Here is an 11,704-nt window from a genome sequence, read left to right on the forward strand (position 1 = left end):
GAGCACTTCTTACAAATAAAAAGGAAAGTGAGTTTTTTTATGAATACTATTCCAAATTTAGTACTGCCCTATTCGCTTCATCACGAAAGTAAAAATGCTGTTTGGCAATTGAGTACATTATTTTTAGAGTATATTCCTTTTCATCATGAACGTCTTATTTTTTGTTGTATCGGAAGTGATCGTTGTACTGGGGATACATTAGTGCCATTAACAGGTAGTTTTTTGAAAAAGTCTGTTAGTTTCCCTTATGAAGTTGTAGGAACTTTAGAAAATCCATTGCATGCCCTCAACTTAGATTCAACCATACAGCAGTTACACCATCATACTACGAAACCTTTTATTATTGCGATTGATGCATGTCTAGGTAGTGAACAAAACGTTGGACATATTGCAGTGCAGAACGGGCCAATATTGCCTGGGAAAGCAGTAAAAAAAGAATTGCCCCCAATTGGTGACATTTCCATTAAAGGAATCGTCAATATTGGAGGCTTTATGGAAATGCTCGTGTTACAAAATACGCGACTGCATATCTCTTATGCTATGGCTGAAAAGCTTTCAAGAGCTTTACTGCTTGCTGCGCATCGCTACTCATTGAAAAGGATAGATGATGGCAACCATGATGCCGACAACGACAATACCCGGCAACAAGTTAGCAGCCTTGATCTTTGTTAGGCCTGCTATATTTAACCCTATTGCTAAAATCATAACACCACCTACTGATGTCATTTCTGTAATGAACATCTGTAGGGCGTCATCTGGGATATATACACTGATGACGCCTGCAAAAATGGCAATTACCGCTTGGTATACAAATACTGGAACGGCTGATAATAATACGCCAATACCTAAAGTAGAAGCTAAAATAATCGATGTAAAACCATCAATAATACCTTTTGTTATTAGGACATTATGATCCTGTCGTAGCCCGCTATCAAGTGCGCCTATAATCGCCATGGAACCAACAACAAATATTAATGATGCAGTTACAAAGCCTTCTGCAATATTAATTTGATTGTCATTCGTACGTCTTTTACTAAAAAGTGATTCAATCCACTGACCAAGTCGATTCATTTGCTTATCTAAATCTAGCCATTCTCCAATCACAGTTCCTACTACTAAACTTACCACTAATATAATAAAATTATTACTCTCGAAGCCCATTTTGATTCCTAAAAGTGCAACGGATAAGCCAATAATCGATAATACAGAAGCTTTCATCGACTCAGGAATATTTTTAAAAATGCGCCCCACCAATGCACCGACTATAATCAACAGTGCATTAATTAATGCTCCTAAAATTACCACAAAATGCCTACCTTCTCTCTAGAAAAATAGAGAGCGCCTAGTATATTGGCGCTCTAATTACATTAGTGGACTATTAATCATCTTCTTGAATGTTTAATATTTCCAAAATACGTTCCAAATCATCTTCTGAGTAAAATTCAATTTCAATTTTACCTTTGTTATTTGTCTTTTTAATTTGAACGTTTGTACCAAAATAATCCCGTAATTGCGATTCTTTCGCTACAACAAAAATATCCTTCTTCTTCGGTTGCGATGTTTCACGTGAAACTTCTTCATTTAAACTTTGCACCAAAATTTCTACCTGACGCACATTCAAGCCTTGTTTAATAATCTTGCGTGCAACTTCTGGGATTCTTCTTTTATTTTTTAATCCAAGTAAGGCACGTCCTTGTCCCATTGATAATATACCTTCATTCATCAACGCGCGAATTTCCTCTGGCAAAGCTAATAAACGAACGTGATTCGCAATATGCGGTCTACTCTTACCTAAGCGTTTAGATAACTCCTCCTGTGTTAGATGTAAGTTTTCCATTAGACTTTGGTATGCTTCTGCCTCTTCAATAACTGTTAAATCTTCACGTTGTAAATTTTCTAAAATAGCAAGCTCCATCATTTGTGAGTCCGTCAGTTCTTTAACAATCGCTGGCAATAATTCTAAGCCTGCTAACTGTGCCGCTCTATAACGCCGTTCTCCTGCTACAATTTCATATTTCTGTCCTTTTTTCCGTACAGCAATTGGTTGTAAAATACCGTGTTCCTGAATTGAATCAGCTAATTCTTGTAATGTTTCTTCATCGAATATTTTACGAGGCTGAAATGGATTTGCGACTATTAGCTTTAGTTGTAGTTCTTCTACTTTTTCACTTTGTTCTAACGATTCTCCTGGAAATAGAGCACCAATACCTTTTCCTAAACCTTTAGCCATTTTTTATCACTTCCCTCGCCATCTCTAAATAAACTTCAGCACCTCTTGATTTTGCATCATAAATAATAATAGGCTGTCCATGACTTGGAGCCTCACTTAATCGTACATTACGAGGAATAATCGTTTTATATACTTTATCTTGAAAATATTTTTTCACTTCATCAATTACTTGTAACCCTAAATTGGTTCTTGCATCAAGCATTGTTAATAATACGCCATCAATATATAACTGCTGATTCAAATGCTTTTGCACTAAACGCACAGTCGATAATAATTGACTTAACCCTTCTAATGCATAATATTCACATTGCACAGGAATTATCAGTGCATCAGACGCGGTTAACGCATTAATTGTTAGTAGCCCTAATGAAGGTGGGCAATCAATAATAATATAGTCATAATCTTCTTTAATGTCTTGAAGTGCATGCTTTAAGCGTACTTCACGAGAAATCGTTGAAACTAATTCAATCTCTGCTCCCGCTAAAGAAATGGTCGCAGGGACGATATATAGATTTTCAACATTTGTTTGTTGGACGACATTTTCAACGTTTTCGTCATCGATTAGTACATCATAAATACAACTTTGTATTTCCCCTTTATTAATGCCCAGTCCACTTGTTGTATTGCCCTGTGGATCTGTATCAATCAATAGCACTTTTTTTCCTAAATATGCTAGACAAGCGCTTAAATTGACCGATGTTGTTGTTTTACCTACGCCACCCTTTTGATTGGCGATTGCTATAATTCTACCCATTTAAAAGCACCTGCTTTCATCTATCAAAGTTTGCTTTGACAAATCCATTTGTAAAATCATTGTTCAATACCGTTATCTTACTTATCATTCTATCAAAAAAACTCAACAGAGTTGTATAAAATATTAAGAATATATACAAAAAAGGAGGCATCTTAGATTTATTTCTAAGATCCTCCCCTGTATTCCACATATAAAACCGCACAAATTACTTTTTTAATATAATTAAATAAATTAAGATTTCTTCTTTTTAGGTATTTTTACTGTAATTTGATAGTATTCTTCTGTATCTTCTTCTTCTGTCTTAACCGTTATACCACTTTTTGTCACCATTGATAGTGATTGTTTAATCGTATTTAGGGCTATGCGGACATCCTTACTTATTGCTTTTCTTTTCGGCTTCACTTTTTTAGGAATGGCTTCTTCTTGATCCACCGCTTCTGGATGTAATAATGCATGGATGTGCTCTTCTAATTGGCGAACATTCCAATCATGCTCAATCGCTTGATGCAAAACTTCTAATTGTAATGTTTGATCTTTAATAGCAATTAGTGCACGTGCATGTCTTTCAGAAATTTGACGCTTTAATATAGCTTGCTGCACTTCTTCAGGAAGCTTTAATAGACGTAATTTATTGGCTACCGTGGATTGTCCTTTTCCTAGTCGTTGGGCAAGAGCTTCTTGTGTTAGCTCATGAAGCTCTAATAATTTTTGATAGGCCACTGCCTCTTCAATTGCCGTTAACTCTTCACGTTGAAGGTTTTCAATTAATGCAATTGATGCTGTTTCCTTATCCGTTAAATTCCGTACAATCGCAGGAACTTCTGTCCATTGCAGCTTTTTCATTGCGCGGTAACGACGCTCACCGGCGATGATTTCATATTGATTGTTTGCTGTGCTACGTACAACAATTGGTTGAATCACACCATGGGTATGAATGGTTCTAGATAATTCTTCAATTTTTTCGTCATCAAAAATAGTACGTGGCTGAAAACGGTTTGGTACAATTTGATCGATTGGAAGCTTAATGACCTCTTCTGTTGCACGAACCGCCTCTGCTTGTTCTACTTCATTTTCCACAATAGGCTCTGCTTTATTTCCGCCTCCAAAAAAACGTGAAAAAGGACTTTTCATCCAAGTGGCACCACCTTTAAGTAACTATCTTGCTCTGTCTCATTCTATTATTATTTATTATATTTCCTAAAATGTATATAGTTCATAGATGTCATTTGCGTGAACCATCCATAACTAGTATGTATGCTCAAACTAGAGAAAATATTTTTCCAGTTTGAGAAGTTTCACATGAAACACTAATTATTGAATAGGTGTTTTATTTGGTACACCAGGCTTACGCGGATATTTTTTTGGCGTTCCTTTTATTTTATCAAAAACATATAAAGTACGTTCACTTTCTTCAACAGGTAAAGTAAAAGAAAATTCTTCTTTTAATGTCACACCTAAAGTGACCAATGCTTTTTTTGCATCTTTTAATTCTTCTGGACCTGCCGCAGCCTTTAACGCAACAAAGTAACCACCCTGTTTTGCTAGTGGTACACATAATTCTGATAGTACAGACAAGCGAGCTACTGCACGGGCTGTTACAACATCAAATTGTTCACGATATTTAATATTTTGACCAAATTCTTCTGCACGGGCATGGACAAAATGCATATGATCTAACTGTAATTCTTCACTTAAATGATTTAAAAATGTAATGCGTTTATTTAAAGAATCTACAATTGTTACTTGTAAATGAGGGAAGCAGATTTTAATTGGAATACTAGGGAAACCAGCTCCAGCTCCTACATCACAAACGGTTGTTACCTGTGTAAAATCAAAATAAAATGAGGCACTAATAGAATCATAGAAATGTTTTAAATAGACACCTTCAAAATCTGTGATTGCTGTTAGGTTCATCTTTTCATTCCACTCGACAAGCAGTTCAAAATACTTTTTGAACTGTGCTAGTTGCTTGTCAGAAAGTTCTATCCCCTTGTCCTTCAATGCCTCAATAAATTGTTGTTCGTTCATGTAAGGTCTCCTTTAAAAAATGGCTCAATATTTGTTTGGTCGCACATAACAAAACGTTGAAGGATAACATAGCCTTAAAAATAGGAAGCGGGCACAATGGTATGCCCGCCTCTTATTCACTTTGTTGTTGCGCTATTATTCGCCACTTACACGTGCGATTTTCCCTTGTTCAATGTAAACAAGTAGAATCGAAATATCTGCAGGATTTACCCCTGAAATTCGAGACGCCTGTGCAATGGAAAGCGGAATTACTTGTTTTAATTTTTGTCGTGCTTCTGTTGCAAGACCTGAAATGGCATCATAATCAATGTTCTCTGGAATTTTTTTATTTTCCATTTTATGAAGCTTTTCAACTTGTTGCAATGCTTTTTCAATATAACCTTCATATTTTAGCTGAATTTCGATTTGTTCTTTTACTTCATCAGAAAATTCAATTTCAGCTGGTATTAACGAAGACACTAAATCATAATGCATTTCCGTACGTTTTAATAAATCGGCGCCACGTATACCATCTTTCAGTTCACTACCACCTACAGAGCGAATGGCAGCTTGTGTTGTTTCATTTGGTTTAATGATTACTTCACGAAGGCGTGCAATTTCATTTTCAATTAACGCTTTTTTCTCCATGAATTGTTCATAACGTTGCTGTGATATCATGCCCATTTTATATGCACGTTCAACTAAACGTAAATCGGCATTGTCATGGCGAAGTAGTAAACGATATTCAGCACGAGATGTTAGGAGACGATATGGCTCATTTGTACCTTTTGTTACTAAATCGTCGATTAATACACCGATGTAAGCTTCTGAACGACTTAAAATCAGTTCTTCTTTACCAAGGACATTGGCAGCAGCGTTCATCCCCGCCATCAAACCTTGAGCAGCTGCTTCTTCATAGCCAGATGTTCCGTTAATTTGACCGGCTGTATATAAACCTTTAATGCGTTTTGTTTCCAATGTTGGCCATAATTGTGTTGGAACGATAGCATCGTATTCGATTGCGTAACCAGCACGCATCATTTCAGCTTGTTCTAATCCTGGAATGGATTTTAACAAACGATGTTGCACATGTTCAGGTAAGCTTGTCGATAAACCTTGGACGTACACTTCTCTTGTATTGCGACCTTCTGGTTCTAAGAAAATTTGGTGGCGTGGCTTATCATTAAATCGTACGACTTTATCTTCGATTGAAGGACAATAGCGCGGGCCTGTTCCTTTAATCATACCTGAGTACATCGGTGAAAGATGTAAATTTGCCTCAATAATTTCATGTGTTTGAGGGCTTGTATATGTTAGCCAACAAGGCAGTTGGTCCATGATAAATTCAGTTGTTTCAAAGCTAAATGCGCGTGGTACATCATCGCCTGGTTGTATTTCTGTTTTTGAATAATCAATTGTACGGCTATTGACACGAGGTGGTGTACCTGTTTTGAAGCGTACAAGGTCAAAGCCTAATTCTTTTAAATTGTCCGCTAAGCGAATGGATGGCTGTTGATTATTAGGACCACTTGAATATTTCATGTCTCCGATAATAATTTCACCACGAAGGAATGTACCCGTTGTTACAACTACTGCTTTGGCACGATAAATTGCGCCAATTTGTGTAATAACGCCTTTTACTTCACCATCTTCTATAATAAGCTCTTCTACCATTGCTTGATGAATTGTTAAATTTTCATTTTCTTCTAACTCACGTTTCATTTCGTGTTGGTAGAGTACTTTGTCCGCTTGGGCGCGTAGTGCACGTACAGCTGGACCTTTCCCTGTATTTAACATACGCATTTGAATATGCGTTTTATCTATAACTTTCCCCATTAACCCACCTAGTGCGTCAATTTCACGAACGACAATCCCTTTTGCAGGGCCACCGATCGATGGGTTACATGGCATAAATGCAATCATATCTAAGTTGATTGTTAGCATGAGTGTGTTGGCACCCATTTTAGCAGCAGCATAGGCAGCTTCTGAACCTGCATGTCCTGCCCCTATAACAATCACATCAAACGTGCCTGCCTCATATTGTGTTGGCATGCTCGTATCTTCCCTTCTCTAGTAGAATTATTTCCCTAAACAGAACTGTGAAAATAGTTGATTGATAAGGCTTTCTTGCACCGTATCTCCAATAATTTCACCAAGTATCTCCCACGTTCTTGTTACATCTATTTGCACCATATCAACAGGTACACCAGCCTGTGCTGCAGCTAGTGCGTCCTCTACCGTCGCTTGCGCTTGGTGGAGTAATGCAATATGACGTGCATTCGATACATATGTTAAATCGCCCGCTTCAATTTGACCCTCGAAGAATAATGCAGCTATTGCTTCCTCTAACTCTGCTATTCCCTCTTCTTGTAAAAGAGAAGTTGTCACAATACGATGACTACCTGCTAATGCTTTTACACGGGCTAAATCAATTTTTTGCGGTAAATCGGTTTTATTGACAATGACGATATAATCCATCGCCTCAATTGTTTCGAATAGACGTTCATCCTCAATCGTTAATTCATCCGCATAATTTAGTACGAATAAAATTAAGTCTGCGCTACGTAACGCCTCACGAGAACGTTCAACGCCAATTCGCTCCACAATATCTTCTGTTTCACGAATGCCGGCTGTATCGACTAAACGAAGTGGTACCCCACGTACATTTACGTACTCTTCTATAATATCACGAGTTGTACCTGCAATATCTGTCACAATTGCTTTATTTTCTTGCACTAAACTATTTAAAAGTGAAGATTTCCCTACATTTGGTCGTCCTAAAATAACCGTCGATAAGCCTTCACGTAAAATTTTGCCCTGAGAGGATGTTTGTAAAAGTTTAATGATTTCATTACGTACCCATGTACATTTTTCAAGTAATACGGGCACTGTCATTTCTTCTACATCATCATACTCTGGATAATCTATATTAACCTCTACTTGCGCTAAAGTCTCTAGCAATGCTTGGCGCAAATCTCCAATAAGGCGAGATAATTTCCCATCCATTTGACCAAGTGCGACATTCATCGCACGATCTGTCTTCGCTCGAATTAAATCCATTACTGCTTAGGCCTGTGATAAATCAATACGCCCATTTAAAAACGCACGTTTTGTAAATTCACCTGGCTCTGCCAATCTTGCCCCATTTGTTAATACTAATTTTAATACGCGATTAACTGAAACGAGTCCTCCATGGCAGTTGATCTCTATTACATCCTCACGCGTGAACGTTTTTGGTCCTCGCATTAACGATAGCATTACTTCTTCTACTACCTCATTTGTTTTAGGATCGACTAAGTGTCCATAATGAATTGTATGTGAAGCCTGCTTCTTTAAACTTTTTCCACCAGGCGATTTAAAAATCTTATCTGCAATAGCTACTGCTTCATCACCACTTAAGCGAACTATGGCAATAGCTCCTTCACCCATCGGTGTGGATATCGCAGCAATTGTATCGAACTCCATTTTATTACCTCCTTAACGTTATCCACATGTGGATAAATAAAACCGATCAACACTTTCTAACATCTTAGACTAACATATTTTCGATAAAATCTAAAGTAAGGATCATTTCCATTTGTGGATAAATAAAAATTTACTTACCCTTCATCATTTTCGCTTTAAACGTTCAATATCCGACATTTTACGACTGGTCACATTGCTTCATAATCTTCCTGTTTTTCAGACAGTAAAAAACGGTCACTTTATCATAACGATAAAATGACCGGTCTTTTTAGCATATGTCTGTATGCCTTTACGTAAAGAAAGTCTAAGCGTTCTTTACTGGTTCAATAACTAAATAGCGGTTTGGTTCTGTGCCTTCTGAATATGTTTCTATATCCAGACGATTCGCTAATTGATTATGAATAATTTTTCTTTCGTATGATTGCATCGGTTCAAATGCCACACGTTGATTTAACCGAAGTGCCTTGTCAGCCATACGATCCGCCAGTTGCTCTAAGGCTTGTTGTCGACGTTCACGATAGTTTTCTACGTCTAATTTCACCATTAAGAATTGTTTAGCGGTTTTATTTAAAACGAGTTGTGTTAATTGTTGTAAAGAATTTAACGTTTGACCGCGTTTCCCTATAAGTAATGCAGCCTTCTCACTTTTCAATTGAAACAGCACATATTTACCTTCACGGGCCGTTTCAATGTCAAGATCTTGAATTCCCAATTGCTCCGCTATACTTACTATATAAGCTTTTGCTTCTTCAATTGGATTTACAGTGTTATCTTCTTCCTCTTTAATGGCTTGTTGAACAGCTTCGATGTCCATTGGTTGTTCCGAAACTTGTGAACTTAATTTTGCAACGTCATCCACTACTTTTTGTTCGTTCAATTGTTCTTTAGCCGTTTCGTCTTGCTCAGCTACTTTTACTATTTCTGTAGTTGGACGAGCTTGTATTTCTTTTACAGTCACACGTACTTCTGCAGAACGTGCTCCAAAACCTAAAAATCCTTTTTTACCTTCTTGTAAAACTTCAACATCTACTTGTTCACGGGTTTTGCCAAGTTTCTGTAACGCCAATGAGATCGCTTCTTGTGTTGTTGCGCCTATTTGCGTAAGTTGTTTCACTTTTTAGCCCCTCCATTTTGAGCAGGTTGTGTTTTGTTGTTTTGCCAAGGTTTATAAATATACAGGTTTTGAAGAATCGAGATAATGTTCCCGATTACCCAATAAAGTGATAATGCAGCTGGTAATGCCATACCAAAACCGATGATCATGAATGGCATAATGTAAATCATAATTTTCATCTGAGGGTTGTCCATTGCTGGGCCCGTACGTAATACGAAAAATTGCATAATACCAGCGATAATTGCTAAAGCTGGCGCAGGGTCTGCTAATGGGAAGATAAAGAAATTTCCTAAATCAAAAGCAGCTGTAGCGTTCATTCGACTAATTGCGTGATAAAAACCAATTAAAATTGGCATTTGAATGATTACTGGTAAACATCCAGCAACTGGGTTTACACCAGACTCACTCATCAGCTTCATCATTTCTTGCTGATACTGTTTCTGTGTTTGTGCATCCTTAGAAGCATACTTCTTCTGCAATTCCTTCAATTTTGGCTGAATTTCTTGCATTTTTTTCGAGCTCTTTGTTTGTTTAATCATCAATGGAAGAATTGCTAAACGAATAATAATTGTTACTGCAATAATCCCCCATGCATACGTACCAAGTAAATCAGCAAAATATTTTATCGCTGATACTAACGACCAAACAATGAATTCATTCCAGAAGCCTTGGCTATCTTTGGATATTGGATCGTTAAATTCTGTACACCCAGATAGTAGTAATGCTACTGATACTAGCGACAAAATTACCCAAAGTTGTTTTTTCAACCGTCTTCCCCCTACAAATACTATTCACTTTTCTAAAATCTATATGCATTGTCTCTATTCAATTTTATTTTTTCAACTGAATAAAGTTATCAGTTATTTTATCATGCAAATTAGCTTTCACTCTACTAAATATGCCAATTAAAATGTGCTCATGCAGTAAAGGGACTATCTACATTTACATAAGTTATTGTAGAACCTTTTAAAAGTGTACTTTATCGCCACTTTGGTTGCTGAATGTCTTACGATTTCTTCAATACTCTAGCAATTCGTAGTACATGCTGCAAACTTTGTTTCACTTCATGAAAATCCATAGTGGCCGCCGGATGTCTGGCGATAATAACATAGTCCATATTCGTCTTTAATTCATCTTTTAACTCATGAATACTTTGTCGAATATAACGTTTAATTTGGTTGCGTGTTACCGCATTCCCAAGCTTCTTACTAACAGATAACCCTACACGAAATTCTGTTTGTCCCTCTTTCGGCAAAAAATAAACGACAAACTGACGATTCGCGAAAGATTTCCCCTTTTTAAACACCTTTTGAAAATCCTCATTCTTTTTCACTCGTTGGCGTTTTTTCATTACTTTCACCTGCTACTGAATTATTCTTTTGATCCTTAACGGCTTCAAAAAATAAAGAAAAAAAAGACCACTGATGTGGCTCAGTGGACTTATTTTATGCTGATAAAACTTTTCTTCCTTTACGACGACGAGCAGCAAGAACTTTGCGACCGTTTTTCGTGCTCATACGTGCGCGGAAACCGTGAACTTTGCTGTGCTTACGTTTCTTTGGTTGGTAAGTACGTTTCATTGTATATAGACACCTCCTGAATGAAAGTTGAATTTTTCAACATACAGACCTGCATATTATATAAAGTAATTAGCTATTTTGTCAATGTATTTTATAAATTTCTTTCAAATCGCCAATTCTATGTTTCCCTTTTCTCTCTTTTAAATTATCCACAGAATACTTGTTTTTTTTACACAGACTTGTGTATAGTATTTTTTGCATTATTTTTTATCCACAACTGTTATCTACAGCTTTTTCACATAAGCAGTGCTTGTGGACAACTTGAAAGTGAGTAAATCAAAGTTATGTGGATAAGTTTCATAAACTATTGAAATAGCTTTGTTTTTCTGATACGATTACTGTGCTTCACTTTGTTGAAAACTAAAACGAACTAATCTTTTATCCACAACTGTTGATATGCTGTGGATAATTTTTATCACAGCCTTTGGTTAAGTATTATCCACAACTTGTGATTTTGTGGATTAGTCGTAAAATGAACGTATTTACTTATCACATAAATGCACTATATTTTTTTATTGCTGTATATGTATTGAACTGTAAAGGAGAATAGCAGC

The 11,704-nt window shown here is 36.7% G+C and carries 11 protein-coding genes and 1 pseudogene; 1 reads left to right on the top strand and 11 read right to left on the bottom strand.

The genetic code is table 11. The features are described from left to right. The first annotated feature begins 39 nt into the window (after positions 1-39). Positions 40-672, top strand: coding sequence for a spore protease YyaC (gene yyaC / locus LO754_RS23350; protein ID WP_231785350.1), 633 nt, complete (start codon positions 40-42; stop codon positions 670-672). Here yyaC and LO754_RS23355 read toward each other — a convergent pair. The 11 genes and pseudogenes from LO754_RS23355 to rpmH all read right to left on the bottom strand — a co-directional run bounded on the left by LO754_RS23355 (position 589) and on the right by rpmH (position 11,150). Then, on the bottom strand, positions 589-1,305 hold the full coding sequence (locus tag LO754_RS23355; protein WP_024364638.1) for a DUF554 domain-containing protein: 717 nt from the start codon (positions 1,303-1,305) through the stop codon (positions 589-591). The two genes, yyaC and LO754_RS23355, sit on opposite strands and share 84 nt — an antisense overlap. Positions 1,306-1,378: 73 nt before the next feature. Next, positions 1,379-2,230: a ParB/RepB/Spo0J family partition protein gene (locus LO754_RS23360; RefSeq protein WP_229388129.1), complete on the bottom strand. Its 852-nt coding sequence runs from the start codon at positions 2,228-2,230 to the stop codon at positions 1,379-1,381. Then, positions 2,223-2,984, bottom strand: coding sequence for a ParA family protein (locus LO754_RS23365; protein WP_024364636.1), 762 nt, complete (start codon positions 2,982-2,984; stop codon positions 2,223-2,225). Before LO754_RS23365 ends, LO754_RS23360 begins: the two co-directional genes overlap by 8 nt. 231 nt (positions 2,985-3,215) lie before the next feature. After that, complete coding sequence (gene noc / locus LO754_RS23370) at positions 3,216-4,115, bottom strand: nucleoid occlusion protein (RefSeq protein ID WP_024364635.1); 900 nt, start codon at positions 4,113-4,115, stop codon at positions 3,216-3,218. Positions 4,116-4,295: 180 nt separating this feature from the next. Continuing rightward, the gene (gene rsmG, locus LO754_RS23375) at positions 4,296-5,012 is read right to left on the bottom strand and encodes a 16S rRNA (guanine(527)-N(7))-methyltransferase RsmG (RefSeq protein ID WP_024364634.1); all 717 of its coding nucleotides are present in this window, start codon (positions 5,010-5,012) and stop codon (positions 4,296-4,298) included. Positions 5,013-5,147: 135 nt separating this feature from the next. Further along, entirely contained in the window at positions 5,148-7,043 is a 1,896-nt protein-coding gene (gene mnmG, locus LO754_RS23380; RefSeq protein WP_024364633.1) for a tRNA uridine-5-carboxymethylaminomethyl(34) synthesis enzyme MnmG, read from the bottom strand. Between the two features lie 27 nt (positions 7,044-7,070). Continuing rightward, positions 7,071-8,456, bottom strand: a pseudogene (mnmE, locus tag LO754_RS23385) (tRNA uridine-5-carboxymethylaminomethyl(34) synthesis GTPase MnmE). 304 nt (positions 8,457-8,760) lie between these two features. Beyond that, entirely contained in the window at positions 8,761-9,570 is an 810-nt protein-coding gene (gene jag, locus LO754_RS23390) for an RNA-binding cell elongation regulator Jag/EloR (RefSeq protein ID WP_024364631.1), read from the bottom strand. After that, complete coding sequence (gene yidC / locus LO754_RS23395) at positions 9,567-10,337, bottom strand: membrane protein insertase YidC (RefSeq protein WP_231785351.1); 771 nt, start codon at positions 10,335-10,337, stop codon at positions 9,567-9,569. The genes jag and yidC overlap by 4 nt, the downstream gene beginning before the upstream one ends. 239 nt (positions 10,338-10,576) lie before the next feature. Further along, positions 10,577-10,921 (bottom strand): ribonuclease P protein component, encoded by a 345-nt coding sequence (gene rnpA, locus LO754_RS23400; RefSeq protein ID WP_024364629.1) that lies wholly within the window; start codon positions 10,919-10,921, stop codon positions 10,577-10,579. A 94-nt stretch (positions 10,922-11,015) separates the two neighbouring features. Continuing rightward, a complete protein-coding gene (gene rpmH / locus LO754_RS23405) occupies positions 11,016-11,150 on the bottom strand; it encodes a 50S ribosomal protein L34 (protein ID WP_004233310.1) in 135 nt (44 codons plus the stop codon). Positions 11,151-11,704: the final 554 nt, after the last annotated feature.

This window comes from Lysinibacillus sp. GJ-1, assembly GCF_021166035.1.
GTDB classification, from domain to species: domain Bacteria; phylum Bacillota; class Bacilli; order Bacillales_A; family Planococcaceae; genus Lysinibacillus; species Lysinibacillus sphaericus.